This window comes from Veillonella sp. CHU732 (genome assembly GCF_003992085.1).
In the GTDB taxonomy this organism is placed as follows: Bacteria; Bacillota; Negativicutes; order Veillonellales; family Veillonellaceae; genus F0422.
Window position 1 is genome coordinate 1 of record NZ_RQVC01000011.1, and the last position, 19,013, is coordinate 19,013.

Annotated in this window: 16 protein-coding genes, 1 pseudogene and 1 other annotated feature; of the genes and pseudogenes, 1 reads left to right on the forward strand and 16 read right to left on the reverse strand. The window is 40.3% G+C overall.

All coding sequences use genetic code 11. From position 1 onward, the window contains the following. Positions 1–170: 170 nt before the first annotated feature. The 15 genes and pseudogenes from EO121_RS05960 to yfbR form a co-directional block, all read right to left on the reverse strand. A pseudogene (locus EO121_RS05960) lies at positions 171–776 on the reverse strand (sodium ion-translocating decarboxylase subunit beta); the annotation flags it as partial. Between the two features lie 56 nt (positions 777–832). Next, positions 833–1,210 carry a biotin/lipoyl-containing protein gene (locus EO121_RS05965; protein ID WP_127166758.1) on the reverse strand — a complete coding sequence of 126 codons (378 nt, stop codon included), beginning with the start codon at positions 1,208–1,210 and terminating at the stop codon, positions 833–835. Positions 1,211–1,269: 59 nt separating this feature from the next. Beyond that, the gene (locus EO121_RS08655) at positions 1,270–1,434 is read right to left on the reverse strand and encodes a hypothetical protein (RefSeq protein ID WP_009352831.1); all 165 of its coding nucleotides are present in this window, start codon (positions 1,432–1,434) and stop codon (positions 1,270–1,272) included. Positions 1,435–1,450: 16 nt separating this feature from the next. Then, positions 1,451–1,777: an OadG family protein gene (locus tag EO121_RS05970; protein ID WP_062401065.1), complete on the reverse strand. Its 327-nt coding sequence runs from the start codon at positions 1,775–1,777 to the stop codon at positions 1,451–1,453. Positions 1,778–1,857: 80 nt separating this feature from the next. Further along, the gene (locus EO121_RS05975; protein WP_127166760.1) at positions 1,858–3,387 is read right to left on the reverse strand and encodes a carboxyl transferase domain-containing protein; all 1,530 of its coding nucleotides are present in this window, start codon (positions 3,385–3,387) and stop codon (positions 1,858–1,860) included. Between the two features lie 36 nt (positions 3,388–3,423). Further along, complete coding sequence (mce, locus tag EO121_RS05980; protein WP_009352819.1) at positions 3,424–3,846, reverse strand: methylmalonyl-CoA epimerase; 423 nt, start codon at positions 3,844–3,846, stop codon at positions 3,424–3,426. Between the two features lie 101 nt (positions 3,847–3,947). Continuing rightward, entirely contained in the window at positions 3,948–4,889 is a 942-nt protein-coding gene (meaB, locus tag EO121_RS05985; protein WP_009352943.1) for a methylmalonyl Co-A mutase-associated GTPase MeaB, read from the reverse strand. A gap of 68 nt (positions 4,890–4,957) precedes the next feature. Next, entirely contained in the window at positions 4,958–5,353 is a 396-nt protein-coding gene (locus EO121_RS05990) for a cobalamin B12-binding domain-containing protein (protein ID WP_126937572.1), read from the reverse strand. Between the two features lie 30 nt (positions 5,354–5,383). Further along, complete coding sequence (locus EO121_RS05995; RefSeq protein ID WP_126941051.1) at positions 5,384–7,030, reverse strand: methylmalonyl-CoA mutase; 1,647 nt, start codon at positions 7,028–7,030, stop codon at positions 5,384–5,386. A 21-nt stretch (positions 7,031–7,051) separates the two neighbouring features. Further along, on the reverse strand, positions 7,052–8,560 hold the full coding sequence (locus EO121_RS06000) for an acetyl-CoA hydrolase/transferase family protein (RefSeq protein WP_127166762.1): 1,509 nt from the start codon (positions 8,558–8,560) through the stop codon (positions 7,052–7,054). Positions 8,561–9,224: 664 nt separating this feature from the next. After that, positions 9,225–10,457 (reverse strand): O-antigen ligase, encoded by a 1,233-nt coding sequence (locus EO121_RS06005; protein WP_240629398.1) that lies wholly within the window; start codon positions 10,455–10,457, stop codon positions 9,225–9,227. Continuing rightward, entirely contained in the window at positions 10,430–11,722 is a 1,293-nt protein-coding gene (locus EO121_RS06010) for a folylpolyglutamate synthase/dihydrofolate synthase family protein (protein WP_127166764.1), read from the reverse strand. The genes EO121_RS06005 and EO121_RS06010 overlap by 28 nt, the downstream gene beginning before the upstream one ends. An 11-nt stretch (positions 11,723–11,733) precedes the next feature. Further along, the gene (locus EO121_RS06015) at positions 11,734–14,394 is read right to left on the reverse strand and encodes a valine--tRNA ligase (RefSeq protein ID WP_127166766.1); all 2,661 of its coding nucleotides are present in this window, start codon (positions 14,392–14,394) and stop codon (positions 11,734–11,736) included. A gap of 26 nt (positions 14,395–14,420) precedes the next feature. Further along, positions 14,421–15,887: an ATP-binding protein gene (locus tag EO121_RS06020; RefSeq protein WP_127166768.1), complete on the reverse strand. Its 1,467-nt coding sequence runs from the start codon at positions 15,885–15,887 to the stop codon at positions 14,421–14,423. Between the two features lie 39 nt (positions 15,888–15,926). Beyond that, positions 15,927–16,137: a binding site (T-box leader), on the reverse strand. Between the two features lie 201 nt (positions 16,138–16,338). Further along, on the reverse strand, positions 16,339–16,932 hold the full coding sequence (gene yfbR / locus EO121_RS06025) for a 5'-deoxynucleotidase (RefSeq protein WP_127166770.1): 594 nt from the start codon (positions 16,930–16,932) through the stop codon (positions 16,339–16,341). Positions 16,933–17,134: 202 nt separating this feature from the next. Here yfbR and EO121_RS06030 point away from each other — a divergent pair, with 202 nt between their 5' ends. Next, a complete protein-coding gene (locus EO121_RS06030; RefSeq protein WP_127166771.1) occupies positions 17,135–17,869 on the forward strand; it encodes an adenosylcobinamide amidohydrolase in 735 nt (244 codons plus the stop codon). A gap of 73 nt (positions 17,870–17,942) precedes the next feature. Here the strand turns inward: EO121_RS06030 and EO121_RS06035 are convergent, their stop codons facing one another. Then, entirely contained in the window at positions 17,943–18,920 is a 978-nt protein-coding gene (locus EO121_RS06035) for an asparaginase (RefSeq protein WP_127166773.1), read from the reverse strand. Positions 18,921–19,013 lie beyond the last annotated feature (93 nt).

The following is a 19,013-nucleotide window of genomic DNA, read 5'->3' on the forward strand; positions in this document are numbered from 1 at the left end:
TAAAGATAATTTCTGTATAATTAACTGTAGACATATATGACTCATCCTTTCTTAATTGTGTGGTTACTTTTATGATACGGTTTGAGTTTGTATATGTCTATTTTATTGCAAAAAAAGAATGTTGGCGACTACTCTTATATGAGTAGCCCCAACATTTATTATAGAGCCAAACGAGTTACTTCACGCAATTGTTCCATTACGATTTCACGGTCTTTTTGAGTTGTAAATAACTTCATAACCGGAGGTTGAATCAATGGTACAAGAGACATATAGGAATATGCCGCTACTGCGATAGCACCTAATAACTCAGGAGCTAATTTTGAAGCTAAGTAAATGGATGTAGGACCGTCAGCACCACCGATGATACCGATAGCTGCTGCTTGTTTCGCAGTAAATCCAACCATCATCGCTCCACCAAGAGCCACGAATACGCCGATTTGAGCTGCTGCGCCTAATAATAATGTTTTAGGATTTGCAATGAGTGGACCGAAGTCAGTCATAGCACCTACCCCTAGGAAGATAAGAGGTGGGAAAATTTCGTATTTAATCCCTAATCCAATGAGGTTCATAACACCTTCATGGAAACCATTATTAGGAATATTAGCCAAAATACATCCAAATGCGATTGGACTCAACAATAGAGGTTCAAAGCCTTTCGCAAAAGCTAAATACAATAAGATAATTCCTACAAGGATCATGATACCATGACCCATTGTGAAACTAATAAAACCACTATCCACCCAAACAGAGTTGAGTGCAACAAGAAAAGCGTCCATATGGAGTTCCTCCTTAAGAAATAGAAGGGTTTAGTTTAAGCAGTATAAAGTTATGATTAGCCTAAAACAACTAAAGCGTCGCCAGTTGCTACAGTTTGGTTAGCTGCTACGCGAACTTCAGCTACTGTTGCATCATGTGGAGCATAGATTTCATTTTGCATTTTCATAGCTTCTAAAATGCAAAGAAGATCGCCTTTTTTAACTGCTTGACCAGCTGTAACTGCTACGGATAAGATTTTACCTGGCATTGGGCATTTTACTGTTTCTGCGCCTGCTGGAACTGGAGCTGCTGCCGCTGCTGGAGCTGCTGCTGGAGCTGCTTTAGGAGCTGGAGCTGCTGCTTTAGGAGCTGCTGCTACTGGAGCTGCTCCGCCAACTTCATTTACTTCTACTTCATAAACTGTACCGTTTACTGTAACATTGAACTTTTTCATTATAACTTCCTCCTGAATTACCTATTTGTAATGAAACTTTTTCATAAGCTTAGATTAGCTTATAGGGCCTGTAAACGACTAGCTAGTCGCCAAGAATTAGACACTACTGGGCGAATGGATGCAATTTGATTTTGCGAATAGCCCATAGCAACGATAGCACTGACAATAGCTGCTACAACTTCTGTTTCTTTGTTTGCAGCTTGTGCGTTGGTAGTCTTATTCATTAAGTTCTCCTCCAAACTATCTGGTTACATTCCTACCTAGCAGTCTACCGTCCAATTTCCAACCTGTGCTCACAATCGGTCTTACGGAAGCAATTTGTGATTTGGAATATCCCATCGCACATACTGCTGCCACAATGGCTGCAACCACTTCATCATGTTTTGTTGTGGTACTTGCCACACTAGGAGCTGTGGCTGATGGTACCTCTGCTACCTCAGCCTTAGTTGACTTTTTTTTTGTAGGATCTACTAGATAAATAATATGCATAAGCACGCCTAACAAAATTAGAACGGCGAATACAATTGTCATATTGATGGCCATAATTAGCCACGGATTATCTGTCATACTTTCACCTCATTAATAGAGAACCATGATAGTAGAATCATGCAAGAAGCAAAGTGTGTAGTATGCCTCTAGGAAATAGTTTATAGAGGGATATTACCGTGTTTTTTCGGAGCACGGGTTTCGCGTTTACTTGCCAACATTGCTAATGCATTGATGATAGCAGGTCGAGTATGTTTAGGTTCAATTACCACGTCAACGAATCCACGTTCAGCAGCTTTGTATGGAGTTGCAAACTCTTCTACGTATTTAGCTGTTTTTTCATCTTTATCTTCATCGCGTTTGAAAATGATGTTCGCTGCACCAGCAGGTCCCATTACAGCGATTTCAGATGTAGGCCATGCATACACTTGGTCTGCACCCAAATCTTGGGAACACATTGCAAGGTAAGATCCACCATATGCTTTACGAGTGATAACAGTAATTTTAGGTACTGTTGCTTCAGAGTAAGCATATAACATTTTCGCACCGTGACGAATAATGCCACCCCATTCTTGGTTTGTGCCCGGTAGGAAGCCCGGTACGTCAACGAAGTTTACAACAGGGATGTTGAAAGCATCACAGAAACGGATAAAGCGGGAAGATTTGTCGGATGCATTGATGTCTAAGCAACCTGCCATTACGCGTGGTTGGTTAGCAATGATACCTACGCTTTGTCCAGCAAAACGTGCGAAACATGTAATAATATTTTGTGCATAGTGTGGTTGTACTTCATAGTATTCACCATTATCGACTGTTGCACGGATAACATCGAACATGTCATAAGGCATATTTGGATTGTCTGGAAGTAAAGTATTTAAACCTTCATCTTCACGAGCTGGGTCATCACCAGTGTCAACTAATGGAGTGTCTTCCATGTTGTTGCTTGGTAAGAAGCTCAACAAGTAACAAATTTGTGCTAAGCAATCATCTTCGTTTTCTGTTGCAAAGTGAGCTACACCAGATACACTGTTATGAGCCATTGCACCACCAAGGTCTTCTGCTGTTACTTCTTCTGCTGTTACAGATTTGATAACAGCTGGACCAGTGATGAACATTTGAGATGTATTTTTAACCATGTAAATGAAGTCAGTTAATGCTGGAGAATATACAGCACCGCCTGCACATGGTCCCATGATAACAGAAATTTGTGGGATAACGCCAGAAGCGTTAGTGTTTTCAAAGAAGATTTTACCGTAGCCAGCTAATGCGTCTACTGCTTCTTGAATACGAGCTCCACCGGAGTCATTGATACCGATAATAGGAGCGCCCATTTTCATTGCCATACGTTGTGCTTTAACGATTTTAGCAGCGTGCATTTCCCCAAGGGAGCCACCTTCTACTGTGAAATCTTGAGCAAAAGCAAATACCAAACGTCCGTCGATAGTACCGTAACCAGTCACTACGCCTTCACCTGGTAATTCTTTTTTCTCTTGACCGAAGTTCACACAACGATGTTTAACGAATTGATCCAATTCAACGAAGCTATTATCGTCGAATAATTTTTCAATACGTTCACGAGCTGTATATTTACCGTTCGCGTGTTGTTTTTCTACGCGTTTTTCACCGCCACCTTGTTTTACAGTGGACAGCTTTTTGTGCAATAATTCAATTTTTTCCTGAACTGTTGCCATTTTACACCTCCATAGAATAATTACGGATATAGTCTATTATTTCATGCGTTGGCAAAGTTCTAATAAAACACCGCCAGTAGCTTTTGGATGAAGGAATGCAATTGCAGATCCACCAGCACCATAGCGAGGTTCTTCGTCAATTAATTGAACACCTTTTGCTTTTAAATCAGCGATAGCTGCTTTGATGTCATCAACGCGAAGTGCTACGTGTTGGATACCATTACGGCCACCATTTTTTTCGATAAAACGACCGATAGGGCCATCTGGAGTTGTAGATTCTAAGAACTCAAGTTCAGCATCACCGCAAGGGAAGAAGCTTACTTTTACTTTTTGTTCTTCAACCACTTCATCTTCTGGTAGATGTTCCATACCAAGTGCGTTTTTATAAAATTCTTTTGTTGCTGCTAAGTCAGATACACCGATACCGATGTGGTCTACTTGTAATACTTTGAATGCCATAATAACTCTCCTTTCAAATGAGCTGCAACTCGAAAGTGATTTTTATCATCCTTCGATTACTTATATGATACCACGATATTAGATTTTTATCATTCTTTTTATTATCTTTTTAATGACTTTTCCAATACCGAGTTAACAACACTATAAGGGTCGTTAGTTCTATTATTAACAGCTGCTACATCTTGTTTGAAAGCATCGCTTTCTACAACATGTTCGTGAACATAGCGCATGATTTGTTCATTGATCATCGCTACGAGCTCATCATGCGTACGTTCTGCACGACGAGTTGCTAATTCTCCACTATCTTCAAGATATTCAAAGTGTTCATCTAGTGCTTCCACTAATTCATCAACACCTTCATCTTTACTAGCGATAGTTCTCTTAATTGGTGGTCTCCAATCAAGTTCACGAGAATCTAGGTCTAGCATCATTTCAATTTCAACATTTAGCTTATCACAGCCATCGCGGTCCGCTTTATTGATAGCGAATACATCACCAATCTCTAAAATACCTGCTTTGATAGCTTGGATATCATCACCTAAACCTGGTACCAATACAACCAATGTAGTATCTGCATTTTTAACGATATCTACTTCGGATTGTCCAACACCTACTGTTTCGATGATAACAAGATCCATGCCAAATGCATCCATTAATTTAACAACATCTGCTGTTTTTTTAGATAATCCACCTAGGCTACCACGTGTACCCATACTACGGATAAATACATTTTCATTTAATGTCAAATCATTCATCCGAATACGGTCACCTAAAATAGCGCCACCTGAGAATGGACTGGTTGGGTCAACAGCAACGATGCCGATCCTCTTACCTTGTTCTAGATAATGCTTAACCACTTTATCTGTCAATGTACTTTTACCAGCTCCTGGAGCACCTGTGATACCCAAGATACGAGCTTTACCAGTACGTGGATAAATAGCTTTCATAATATCGATCGCATTATCGTATTCATTTTCTACAGCCGTGATCGACCGTGCCAAAGCAAGACGAGAACCTTCTAATAGTTCTTTGATTAAATCCATATTGTCACCGTCCCAATTATATATACGTCTAGGCTCGAACATAGATGCCCGAGCCTAGCTCAAGTATATTATTTTACGTTAGCTTTGATGAATTCAATTACATCAGCTGTTGGAGTGCCTGGTGTGAATACTGCGGATACGCCAGCTGCTTTTAAACCAGGGATATCAGCGTCAGGAATAACGCCTCCACCAACTACTAATACATCGCCCATGCCTTTTTCTTTTAGCATTTCAACGATTTTAGGGAACAATGTGTTGTGTGCGCCAGAAAGAAGAGATAACGCAACTACGTTAACGTCTTCAGAAAGAGCTGCTTCAACGATTTGTTCTGGAGTTTGACGAAGACCTGTGTAGATAACTTCGAAACCAGCATCGCGAAGTGCGCGTGCTACTACTTTTGCACCACGGTCATGACCATCAAGACCTGGTTTTGCTACGATTACTCTGATACGTTTTTCTGCCATGATGTTATACCTCCAAATAGGTTCGATTAATTATAGTGTGGAATGAGCTTGGTATTCACCGAATACGCCGCGCAATACGTTACAAATTTCACCTAATGTAGCATATGTTTTAACGGCAGCCAAGATTAATGGCATCAAGTTTACAGATTCATCTTCTGCACCAGCTTTTAATGCTGCTAATGCTGCATCAACTGCTGCTTGATCACGGTCTGCACGAACTTGTTGTGTTTTCTTGGATTGGTTGATACCTACAGAAGCATCGATACGAAGAAGACCTTCAACTGGTTTTTCCTCAACTTGGAATTTGTTAACACCTACGATTGTACGAAGGCCAGATTCCACTTCCATTTGCCATTTATAAGCAGACTCTTGGATTTCTTTTTGGATGTAACCTTTTTCGATAGCTTCAACAGCGCCACCCATTTCATCGATTTTTTGGATGTATGCTTTAGCTTCTTCATAGATAGCATTAGTCATAGCTTCTACATAGTAAGAACCACCCAATGGGTCAACTACGTCAGCTAAACCGGATTCGTAAGCAACGATTTGTTGAGTACGAAGAGCGATTTGTACAGATGCTTCAGTTGGAAGAGCCAATGCTTCGTCACGAGAGTTAGTATGTAAGGATTGAGTACCACCCATTACAGCAGCTGCAGTTTGAAGAGCAACACGAACGATGTTGTTGTCAACTTGTTGTGCAGTCAACATAGAACCAGCTGTTTGAGTATGTACACGTAACATCATGGATTTAGGTTTTTTAGCACCAAAACGTTCTTTCAAGATATGTGCCCATAGACGACGGGATGCACGGAATTTCGCAACTTCTTCTAATACGTTGTTGTGTGCGTTCCAGAAGAAGGATAAACGACCTGCAAAATCGTCAACTTCCAAGCCAGCTTTAAGAGCTGCTTCGATGTATGCAATACCATCAGCAATTGTGAAAGCGATTTCTTGCGCAGCAGTGGAACCAGCTTCACGAATATGGTAACCGGAGATGGAGATAGTATTCCATTTTGGCACATATTGAGAGCAATATTCGAAAATATTAGTGATCAAACGCATGGATGGTTTTGGAGGGAAGATGTAAGTTCCGCGAGCTGCGTACTCTTTCAAAATATCATTTTGAATTGTACCGCGAAGTTCAGTGGAAGGTACACCTTGTTTTTCAGCAACTGCAATGTACATAGCAAGAAGTACAGATGCAGGAGCGTTGATTGTCATAGAAGTGGAAACTTTACCTAAGTCGATACCTTGGAACAAGATTTCCATATCTTTTAAGGAGTCAATCGCAACACCTACTTTACCAACTTCGCCTTCAGCCATAGCGTCGTCAGAGTCATAACCGATTTGTGTTGGTAAGTCGAATGCGCAAGAAAGACCAGTTGCACCGGACTCGATTAAGTAACGGTAACGTTTGTTGGACTCTTCAGCAGTTGCGAAACCAGCATACATACGCATTGTCCAGAAACGGCCACGGTACATAGTAGGTTGCACACCACGAGTGTAAGGATAGAATCCTGGAAATCCAAGATCACGTTCATAATCAAAACCTTCTAAATCAAGCGGTGTGTATACCGGTTGTTCTGGTAAGTTTTGACGAGCAGGTACTTTCTCACAGTTTTTAGCGTACGCTGCATCATATTCAGCAAGTTTGGCTTTTAAGTTGTCATTAGCCATGTTCATCATCCTCCTATAAAATTAACCTTGTTTTTTCATGCTTCCTGTTTCAGTGAAGCGTTTATGCCAAGAAAGAGCTTCATCTAATAAGATAGGTGTATGGGCGCCATTTGTCTTTTCAATAGCTCTTTCGAGGTAGTTAAGTAATTCTTGTTTGTAGTCTGGGTGAGCACAGTTTTCAATGATTTTGTATGCTCTTTCAATTGGAGCCAAACCACGAACATCGGCAATACCTTGTTCTGTACAGAATACTTGTACATCATGTTCTGTATGGTCAATGTGAGATACAAAAGGAACGATAGAACTGATGTCTCCGCCTTTTGCTACAGAGTTCGTACAGAAAATGGAGATATAACCATTTCGAGTGAAGTCCCCGGAACCACCGATACCATTCATCATTTTACTACCCATGATATGAGTAGAGTTTACATTGCCGAAGATATCGAATTCAATCGCTGTATTCATAGTGATAACACCAAGTCTACGAGCTAAGCCAGGGTTATTGGAAATCTCTTGCGGACGCAAAAGAATGTGTTTGCTGTATTTTTCGATATTGTCATAGAAGCGTTTCAATCCATCTGGGGATGGGGACAATGCTGTACCAGAGCAATCTGTTACTTTACCTGCATCGATTAAGTCCAACATGCCGTCTTGGATAACTTCTGTGAAAATGGATAGATTTGTGAAAGGACCTTCAGCCAAGCCAGACACAACAGCATTTGCTACAGAGCCTACGCCAGATTGTAATGGCAATAAGTTTTCAGGTAAACGACCTGCTTTTACCTCTTCTAAGAAGAAGTTAATCAAATGTTTACTCATCGCTTTTGCATCATCATCGATTGGTGCTAGTGGACGAGTTGTGTCAGGTACATCACATGGAACGATAGCTACGATTTTCGCAGGATCACATGGGATGTAATCTGTTCCGATACGATCGCCAGCCGCTTTGATTGGGAATGGCTCACGGTATGGAGGATCTTGTGGTTCATAGATATCATGCATACCTACCAAGGACATTGGTTGGGATACGTTTACTTCTACGATAACTTTTTTAGCTTGACTCACAAATGTTGGAGAGTTACCAACGGATGTACTAGGAACGATACCACCATCTTCACGGATGCAAACCGCTTCAATGATAGCTACGTCAGTGTCGCCGAAGAAACCATACCGGATTTGTTGAGCCATTTGGCTAAGGTGCATATCAATATAACGAATTTTTTGGCTATTTAAAGCTTTACGAGTATCGTTATTTGTTTGATATGGGAAACGACGACGAATACCGTTTACACGAGTTAATGCTCCGTCTGCTTCATCACCAACTGATGCACCAGTCCAAAGATCAATTTGGAAAGGATCTGATTCCATGCGTTTTGCTAGAGCCAAAGGCACTGCTTTAGGGTAACCAGATGGTGTAAAACCACTGATACCTACATGGTCTCCTGGATTAATCAATTTAGCTGCTTCTTCTGCTGTAGTAATTTTTGCTTGCAACGCTGCGCCTTGCACGCGATCTAAAATGTCGATCATACTACCATCTCCTTTAGTTTGAATGACTTATTCAGCTATCTAACAATCACACGATACATTCAATTCTTTTATTTCTATTATGAAAGAAATTTCTTACTTACAAAACTGTTATAGAAATATAAGATTAAATATCTACTCAAAGTGTGATATTTGTTAATTCTCATAAATACTACTCATTTTTCTTGTTATTGTCAACCATATATGCAAATATATGCATAATAGGCATACAGAATAGATAATTCCAATGTGAGTATAACTTTTTGTTATACCCTTTATCTACCTATATCTATAAATATTGGTATAGTACAAATTTTTTCGATATTTTAATTCTTATGTATACACTCTATTTATGTTTATGCATTTCTGTGCGTTATATTATTCATAACTAACAGTTATTTGCTTTTATTCTTGTTTGTTATGTCCCGAATCGTATTTCTTAATCCGCTTCATAGTCTGCATTAAAACTATATCACTCATGATATATCCGTCTTAACCTTACTGCCAAGAAATACTCTTTTATAATTGACAGCTCAGTATTCTCATTTCTCTATAGTCATTGATATATGTAAATATTGTTATCGTCCTCATACAATCTAAATACAATGATTACCACATATAAAAAGTATAGAGATAGTCATAAGACCTTCTCTATACTTTTAATTTTTTATATTGTTTTTTTATTTCGTATGACACTCATAGAAAAGCCTAATAGTTGCCACAAGACCATACTTACTTGCTGGCTATATAAAGCATGATCAAAGAGACCACTTACCAAAACTACTACAGTAATTAGGGTCATACCATATCGGAATGGAATGGCAAGATTTTTTTTTTTTTGCACATTTCTGCTATGCCCTAGCAAAATTGCTAACAACAAACACAAGGAAATCGGTCCTGTTTCTGCTGCCACTTGCAAATACAAATTATGAGCATGATAGATGATGACCGTTGGATCTTGGATGAAGTAATTATAGTCTGGATAGGTCATCCAAAACGCATCCCAACCAATACCAAAGATAGGAAAATCTTCTATCATATACATAGTGCTATCCCATAATGCCCACCGGAGCATGACCGATGTATCTTGCCCACTAAAGAGTGACCATAATCGGCTGGATACTTCCCCATGGTAAAAGAATAACACTAACGGCACTACTAGAAGAGCATATAATAATCTTCGCTCTACACAAATACCTGCCACAAATACAACAACAGCCAAACTAAGCCACATGCCTCTCGAATAGGTAAGAACAAGGCATAATAGCATAAATACGACAGCTAATGCCATGTAAGCAAAGCGTTTCCAATCTTTAGCTTTCAATACCTGCATCGTTCCTAATCCACCAACGGATAGGACAAACAATAAATACTCACCCAATAAATTAGGGTTCTGTAACGTCCCATACATACGCCGCATGAGTCCTGGAAAATGAACATTATCCACCCATTCATGAATATGTTCCGGAGTCATATAAAAATACTGATATCCCGCACCTAAGCACACGAGAACTCCAGTCATACAAAATAAGGACAAAAATGTTTTCTGCCGTAATTCATTATCTATATAATATGTCATCAACCAATAGATACTGCCATACATACCTATATGGTAGAACCAGCTCATAGCCGACCATTGTATATTCATGGAATTAACGATAGAAATTCCTGTCCAAAGAATAAATCCCAGAACTGCCCATTGTAGCCAATGTAAGGCCCCAGAAAATCGTTGCCTATCAAATAGCAATGCCAATATCCCCGCCACAAGGACAAGAATATTGCCTCCTATAGGTAATAAGGGAATACACACCGTTGCTCCATAGAGTAGATAGACTATCCACTGATCTATAGATAGTCTACGTAGGGCATCCATTAGTGCCCCATTTCTTGGGCGAGCCATTGTTGCACGTCACCAAGAATGTATAAAGATCCCACCACAGCGATGATATCGCCTTCCTTAGTTATTTTCATAGCATGGTCTAAGCCCTCTTGGATTGTCTCCATAGGATCTGCTTGGACGGGCATTTGTTTTGCCAACTGTTGCGGTGCAATGCCTCGTGGCGTTGGCGCTGGCACCGTAATAACACGGTCTTTTTGTCCCACTAAATAACTAACCATAGTGGACACATCTTTATCTTCCAAAATTGATAAAACCACAGTTTTCGCTTTTTCTGGATACAGTTCATTGAAAGTCATAGAAAAGGCTTCTGCTCCGCTCGCATTATGAGCCCCATCTAAAATGATTGTTCTGCCATGGACTTTGAAGGTTTCAAACCGTCCTGGCCAAGTAGCACGAGCTAAGCCTTCACGGTACGTTTCTTCGCTCACCGCTGGTTCTTTGTCTTTCAAGATTTGCAAGACCCTTGCTGCACACGCTAAATTTAGGGCTTGATGGATACCATGCATAGATGTGAAGAGCATGTCTTTATGTCCTTCTTTATCTTTTACAGTAATCATTTGTCCCATCTCCATCGCACTGCGACTATCGATGGTAAAGTCCTCATTGAACACATGATAGGTCACGCCTAGAGAACGAGCCGTTTCCTTGATCACATCAAGAGCGCTCCCTTGAGCTGCGGTTACAAGAGGCACTCCTTGTTTGATGATACCTGCTTTATGGCGGGCAATCTCCTCTACCGTATCACCACAATACGCTTGATGATCGATCGTTACATTGGTGATTACTGCCACTTCTGGAGTGATGACATTCGTAGAGTCTAGTAATCCACCTAAGCCTACTTCGATAACGGCATAATCCACACCTTGCTCTTGGAAGAATAGGAATGCTGCTGCTGTTAGGATCTCAAATTGTGTAGGCGCTTCTACGCCACGGTCCATGATGGCTTTCACAGCATGACTGACACGCTCAATCAAATTAGCAAAGGCCTCTTCCGTAATACAGGCCGTATTCACACGCATGCGCTCCGTATAGGATTGCAGATGCGGGGACGTAAACGTCCCCACTCGAAGCCCGCTCATATACAAGCCATAGGTAATATACGTAGAAACAGACCCTTTCCCATTTGTTCCTGTGACATGTATGGTTTTATATGTATGTTGTGGATTTCCTAGCTCTTCTAATAGCGCTGTAATCCGTTCTAATCCTGGATGAATCCCAAAGGAGGCTACCTCTTCTAGGTAGGCAATCGCTTCCGTATAATTCATGATGGATCTCCTTATGCTAATGTTTTTAAGAACTCTTCACGTTCGTTCAAGGCTTGTTGTTTTTGTTTGTATTCTTCCAATTTTTCTTTTTCTTTCGCCACTACCGCTTCAGGGGCTTTCGCTAAGAATCCTTGGTTGTTCAATTTGCCTTCTAAACGAGCGATTTCTTTCAATACTGTGGCTTGTTCTTTGGCGATACGTTCTTTTTCTTTGTCTGCGTCAATTAAATCTTTCAACAACAAGTACACTTCTAAGCCGTTCACCACAGTTACTGTAGCATTTTCTGGTTTTGGCGCATCTGGTGAAAGTACCGTCACTTTTTCAGCCCAACCTAAGGTATGGAAGTAATCACCATGGGTTTCTAAGATACCTTTCAACTCTTCTGTAGCAGGCACTAAGATAACCTCAGAGCGTTTACCCATTGGTACATTCATTTCTGCACGCATGTTACGAATACCTTTGATGCCATCCATCATCACATTCATATGAGCCGCTGCAGAGCTGAATCCTTCCATGGATAATGTGCTTGGCCATGGAGCGACCATGATGCTATCCCCTTCATGTGGCAAGTGTTGCCAAATATGTTCTGTTACGAATGGCATGAATGGGTGCAATAATTCCATCATATGGCGAAGAATGGATACCAATAAGTATTGTGCTGTTTGACGATCATGGCCACCTTCTTTATTGTATAAACGAGGTTTCGCTAATTCAATGTACCAGTCGCAGTACGTATTCCAAATGAAATCGTATACAGCGCTCGCTGCTTCCCCTAATTCAAATTTATCAAGGTTATTCGTAATATTAGTCACTGTTTTATTGTATTCTTCTAGAATCCATTTATCCGCCAATGTGTAGTCTTCTGCGCTTGGTACAAAGCTTTCATCAAAGCCTTCTAAATTCATCAATACGAATTTGGATGCATTCCAGATTTTGTTGGCAAAATTACGATTTGCTTCCACACGTTCCATGTAGAAACGCATATCGTTCCCTGGCGTATTCCCTGTTACCAAGGTAAAGCGCAACGCATCGGCACCGTATTCTTCGATCACTTCTAATGGATTGATACCATTGCCCAATGATTTACTCATTTTACGACCTTGGCTATCACGTACTAAACCATGAATGAAGACGTGTTTGAAAGGAATTTCTTCTTTAAATTCTAAGCCCATGAAAATCATACGAGCTACCCAGAAGAAGATGATGTCGTAGCCTGTTACCATAACGCTTGTAGGATACCAATGTTTCACTTCCTCTGTATTGTCAGGCCAACCCATTGTGGCAAATGGCCATAACGCAGAGCTGAACCATGTATCTAATACGTCTGGATCTTGTTCTACTTTGCCATGGCAATGTGGACATTCTGTCAACGTTTCTGCTGTTACGATGGTTTCTCCACAATCTTGGCAGTACCAAGCTGGGATACGATGTCCCCACCACAATTGACGAGAAATACACCAATCACGAATAGATTCTAACCAGTTAGTATACGTTTTTGTAAAACGTTCTGGTACAAATTCAATAGATTTATCACGTACCACTTCTAAGGCAGGTTTTGCCAATGGTTCCATAGATACAAACCATTGTTTCGACACCATAGGTTCTACTGTCGTGTTACAACGGGAACAATGGCCTACACTATGACCATGTTCTTCCACTTTTTCTAATAAACCTTGCGCCTCTAATTCAGCTACTACTTGTTTACGTGCCAACTCACGAGGCATATTCACAAAGTGACCTGCTCCTGCATTCATGGTGCCATCTGGGTTCATCACCACGATACTTTCTAAGTTATGGCGTTGTCCCATTTCAAAGTCATTAGGGTCATGAGCTGGAGTGATTTTTACGCAACCAGTACCGAACGATTGATCTACGTATTCATCGGCAATGATTGGGATATGACGATTCACGAATGGAAGCAATAATTCTTTGCCTACTAAATGGGCATATCGCTCATCATTAGGGTTCACCGCTACGGCTACGTCACCAAACATTGTTTCAGGGCGTGTGGTAGCTACGGTTAAGAATGTATCTTCCTCCCCGATAACAGGGTATTTAATATGCCACAAATGACCATTTTCATCTTCGTGTTCTACTTCGATATCGGATAAGGCTGTCAAACAATTAGGGCACCAGTTAGTGATGCGTTCTCCACGATAGATTAAACCTTTTTCGTACAATGCTACGAATACTTTTAATACCGCTTTATGGTAGCCTTCATCCAAGGTAAAACGCTCTCTCGTCCAATCACAAGAAGCGCCTAAACTACGGATTTGTTTTACAATGGTGCTACCGTATTCTTGCTTCCATTCCCATACACGTTTCAAAAACTCTTCACGACCTAAATCATGACGAGATTTTCCCTCTGTTTTCATGATATTTTCTTCTACTTTTACTTGTGTTGCAATCCCTGCATGGTCTGTGCCAGGCATCCACAATACGTTGTAACCTTGCATACGTTTCGTACGAATCAAAATATCTTGCAAGGTGTTATCAAGGGCATGACCCATGTGCAATTGACCTGTTACATTTGGTGGCGGTAAGACAATACTGAAAGGCTCTTTATTTGTGTCCACTTCCTCATGGAAATAACCTTTCTCTTCCCAATATGTGTACCATTGTTGTTCAATCTCCTTCGGATTGTAAGTTGTGAGATTTTTATATTCTTTCATATGTCCTCCTAGTTTGGATATAATAATTATTTTATTAATTGGTACTTTCTACCTTTATTATTACCAATTCCTTTGATTTTACCATCTTTCACTAATTCCTGTAATAAATATCTTGCTCTCGACGCTTGTAACCCCAACAATTCCGCGATATCCTTCGCCTTAAAAAATAGATTCATTTCAGCAAAAATAAGTATTTGCTTTTTTTGTTCATTTTTTATCGTTCTTTTATCGCCATTCTTTACCGCCGGTCTTATATCGCCACCATCAGAACTATTTTCCTTACTATCAAGATTGATAGCCCCTTTATCGCCGTTTTTTACTGCCGTTCTTTTATCATATTCATAGTTCAAATTTTTAAGTACAGCAAAAAAAGAACTTTGAGTGGAACGAAACTCAGGTCGTAGAGATGCATCATATTCTTCTTGTGACTCGTAGATATCCAACACTTTTTTTAGCCCACTGCCCCGTCGCTCCATTAAGTGCATTCTACTAAATACATCAGCAATCATAGGATTTCTACGTTTAGATGATATATTCGATATGTTTAACTCTTGAATAAAAGTTCCATCCATCATCCCCCCAGGAGAATATATTTCTAATCTATCATCATACATATCAATATGAACTTCTGAACCTAATTCACCATAATCACGATGAATCAAAGCATTTACCAATACTTCTTGTATTGCTCGCTCTGGATAATCAGGATATTCCACGCGATATGTATCAACTTTTTTCCAACGTTTTTTAGAATTGGTTTTTATAAAGTCTATACTATTTTGTAACAATAACAAAAGACTACCTTCAAACTCTTTATCATCAAGAGCCTCTTCTCTACCATTCGTTTTATCAAGGCCATTCCATCTTGTGGCGAACACCCTTGACTGACGAACCAGTGGCTCATCAGCTAATAACGCTCCTGCATTTGTAAGATGATGATCGCTACTAACTAACCCAAAAGATAATAAATCATTATCTCGCAAATCATTACCCGTTCGCTGAAAGTATACAGATTTTAACTTAGAAAATGCAGCTCGTTCTATCGAAATAGTTGTTGATATAGTATCAAACGTTTTATTCATACCTCGTAGAATAAGGCTATTTAGTTGCACGCTGCTGGCTGCAACGCTTTCATTTCCAACTCGTATAAAGGCAAGCCTATTTCCACTATCTACATAATAATAGGGAGTTTCGTTTCCCTCATACACCTGTAACATAATAAGATCTTTATTATCATTCCTGATGATTTCTATATTAACTCTAGGTGTAGGGTCTAGCTTGGTCTTAATCATCGCGCTAATGAACTCAGAATCACCTTTTGCATCATCTAATCCTACGAGCCTATCTTCATCATCGATTCCCCAAATAAGCACCCCGCCTTTTGAATTGGCAAATGCACTAATAGATTTTAGCCAACTTTTAGGTTTATGCCGTTCGAGCTGTACTTTTTTATCGTAAGAACTAGTTTCTCCGATATAGTTTACTAAATCCATAGTTTTCCCTCTTCAAAACATCAAAAAGACCCCCTCGTCCGTTAGGACGAAAGGGTCTATACTTCCGCGGTACCACCTAGATTATTGCTGTAGCAATCACTCATTATCGTTAACGCTGATCAGCGGGCACACTTACTCTAGTTCACCATGCCAACTCCGAGGCTACCCTCTTCCTTCTACATACATTGTTCCACCAACCCAATGCTCTCTGTGATGCGTTCAAAAGATTTTTCCTCTTCTTAGTTATTATCTATATAGTATTAGTATACGTGAAAGTATGCAACACCGTCAATATATGAAGCTGCAAAACTATCTACAATTTATATAATTGTCAAACCGTTCTTTCAGTGTCTATAAAAACAATTCTAGTCTGACTTTTCACAAACATCTTTCTTGACGCCAACTTTATACAGCACATCCCTAAAATATATCTTGATTGACTATCAACTTCTTACTTTGTAAAAGACACATTCATTTCATCTAAGGACTTCGTTAAACTAGGCACATACACTTTCAAAAATAGATCTACCTCTGGCAATTGCATCTGTACTAATCGTTCGTGAATCGTATCATAGGCTGCATTAAACTCGTCATTACCTGCGGCTTTTTCTGTTACGCATTTCATGAATGCTGATAAAGTGTCCGCTGCTTTCACTAGTACTTCGTATTCCTCTGGAACAGATACTAAGGCTTCCTCATAGACTGGTTGCACCGGTTCTGGCAACGTACGCCATAAGGTTTCATTGGCCAACTGTTCCACTTCCCCATATAGGGCACGCAATTTAGGGTTAAAATATTTCACTGGCGTGGGCATATCTCCTGTAAATACTTCGCTCACATCATGATACATGGCCAGTACCGCTAATCGGTTCACATCCACAGTTCCCTCAAAATATGTATTCCGAAGCACTCCTAATTGATGGGCAATCATAGCCGTTTCTAAACTATGCCCTTGTAAATTTTCCACCTCTGTATTGCGCATCAAGCTCCAACGTTGAATATATTTCATACGCCCTAAAAGGGCAAAAAAATGACTTTCTTCCATGGTACATGCCTCCTTAATCCATTATACTCATTATACAAAAAAAAGCCCATTATCGCTATTCCGGTAATGAGTTGTTTAGTACGTCCCAATAGTTATTATGTTAATCTCTGATACATAAAATATACTAAATTCAATATCCCCTATGTTCCGTTTTATGGTACTATAACTATATAAAATCTCATGTTACTTACTAGGAGGATATATGCCCAATCACAATCAATATAAGGCCCCTACTACACTACGTAGTGGTGGCTATGTAGATATACACAATTCTGCCATTACTGTGACTTATGATATGCCTTATTATGCCATCAGCACGAGCCCTTTCAACGGTGGCTTGCACCATGTCATGGCTATGCGCAATCAACAACTCACATTTTTCGTCAATGATGAAAGTGAATTACCTGGTGGATCCACGTCTGCTTATTTAGCAAAAGAATGCGTACAACTAGACCTACCGATTCATTTTTGTACAGCCTTATTGACTAGCGCTTCTATGGAGCGACATGCCTATGTATGCTTACAAGAGGGAAGCATCATAGTCGAAGTCATTGCTACAGCAGGTGTTGAAAAAACAGCGCATCGAGCAGGCGATGGCTATACATACTACGAAAAAGATGGCGCCTTCCATGCTGGAGGCACCATCAACCTATTAGTATTTACCAACTGCGCCCTCACCGACGGGGCTCTCACAAAATCATTGCTAACTATAACGGAAGCCAAAACCGTAGCACTCCAATCCAAGGGAATCACTAGCATCCTATCTGGACAACTAGCTACAGGCACATCCACAGATGGTGTCATCATGACCATTGATCCGAACGGAGAGCTCCTCACAGACTCAGGCACGTTCTCCCAGTTTGGCGACACCTTAGCCAAAGCCGTACGAAGTGCTATAGAAACAGCATTAGAGAATGCAGATACCTTGGATTTATAACTATTAGGGCTTATTGTGCTACCATTCCGTTAACCTAGATCTCCGTAGAGTGCATAGCACAACAATAAACGCCTTAATAGAGTGTAAATAGTTTCTCTAAATCTTCTCGACTTCGTTCTTGTTGTAACGCCAACATCAAAAGTATTCTAGCTTTCACAGGCGACAAAGAATCGCTAACGATTAATCCCTCTTTCGCATCCGATGAATTGCTAGATACAATACCATTCCCAATGCGGGATGACCGCACTTTGGGAATGGTAATTTTTTTGAGCGTATCTCGTACAGCCTGTGGCAATGTGCCATGCCCAAAGCCACCCACAATTAACCCTTGTGATCGACTTGCTACCATAGTGAGTATTTCTGTATCCATACCTCCATAGAGATGTACAATCCCTACGGGTGGCAATTCCACTTCCTCACGCAAAATAAATTCGCTATCACTTGTATGCTTACGACACGGAGTATAGTAAAAATAAGCTGTTCCATTTTGTACGCAACCCATATGACCTAATTGGGCATTTCCAAAGGTAGCCACATCAGTAGTGTGTAGCTTAGCCACCTCTCTAGCGCTATCAATGTAGCCATTCATGACCACTAATACCCCTTGATTCCAAGCATTTTCACTGCGTGCTACTTGTACTGCTTGCAGCAAATTCACCGGACCATCCGCACTGAGTGCTGTAGCAGGACGCATGGAACCAGTCATCACAACCGGTTTCTTCGTATGCACCGTCAATTGCAAGAAATATGCAGTTTCCTCCATCGTATCTGTGCCGTGAGTAATAACAATACCACCTATATCATCTCGCTCAGCCACTTCATTCACAAGTAGTGCTAAGCGTACCCAACGATAGGGGCTCATTTCAGAACTATCGATATTAGAGAATTGTATACTTTCAAACGGGCCATACCCCTCCAAGGCTGGCACAGCTTGCATCAAATCATCCACACCTATGGATCCCGATCTATATTCTGTTAATGCACTAGACCCATTTCCTGTACCTGCAATGGTACCTCCTGTGCCTATCATCATAATCTTTGTATCCTTCATGTGATAACCTCCTTTGAAATCACTATTTTTATTATAGCATTCCTTGGCACACCATTGACATAGACTTTCATCATAAAAGAATCGTTTATTATT